The sequence below is a fragment of the Rhizobium sp. Leaf311 genome (assembly GCF_001423445.1).
Lineage (GTDB): Bacteria > Pseudomonadota > Alphaproteobacteria > Rhizobiales > Rhizobiaceae > Agrobacterium.
The window spans coordinates 496,557-497,360 of sequence record NZ_LMNZ01000004.1 but is presented as its reverse complement, the minus strand read 5'-3'; the positions used below and the strand labels follow the sequence as shown (position 1 = coordinate 497,360).

Genomic DNA, 804 nt, shown 5'->3' with positions numbered 1-804 from the left:
ATTGTGACTATAAGCTCTCCTGCTACCTCTATGGCTGGGGAGGCCCTGACGTATGTCCAAGGCAAACGCCTAAAGGTCAGGGTGGTCGTCCTTGTACGGCTTACGAACTCCCCGGCCACCAGAGGCCCGTTTCCTCGGGTGGTCGCTTCCGTTTCGACAGGAACCTCGGCCTGCGGCGCCTGTCCGCGCATGGCCGTTGCAATGGGGAAATGCGATGGAGAATTACAGCATCTGGGCCGATCTTCTGCACACATTCCGGATGATGTCGGATGGGGTAAAGATTTCGCTGATCTACATGCCCTGCGTCTTCGCCCTCGGCTTCGCCGGACTTTACATGCACCACCTGCGCCGGGCCAACAAAGCAGAGCCACCGGATTCGAAGCCCTACGTGATCCTGCCACCAGACAAGCTCTTGCGGCGTGAGCCCGAGGATGCGCGAGCCAGAGCCCTACGCAAACTGGACGCCTACATCGCCGCCGCAGACCGCCCTCGCAAGGAATAAGCACGGACGGCGTTTTGTTGACAGAGTAGAGTAGAGTAGATTGGATTGGAGCGGACTGAATTGAATTGAATTGACTTAGATCGGACCCGGAGCGCAGACACGCACCGCAACCCCACCCACCGCCACACACCCCCGTCACCCCTTCCGGAGGCCGCAAAAGGACCGCCCTCGGCAACCCCCACCCACCATCACTCCCCGCCGTCACCCGGACTTGATCCGGGGTCCAGCGATCCGACGTCTGTCGGATCAAGAGACTCTCTCCAGCCAAAAGACGACGTCCGTCGGGTCAAGAAACTCCCCTG

At 60.2% G+C, this 804-nt stretch carries 1 protein-coding gene; it reads left to right on the top strand.

Annotated features, from left to right (window positions below; translation table 11 throughout):
* Nucleotides 1-214: 214 nt before the first annotated feature.
* A complete protein-coding gene (locus ASF69_RS08130; protein ID WP_062586792.1) occupies nt 215-502 on the top strand; it encodes a hypothetical protein in 288 nt (95 codons plus the stop codon).
* The last annotated feature ends 302 nt before the right edge of the window (nt 503-804 follow it).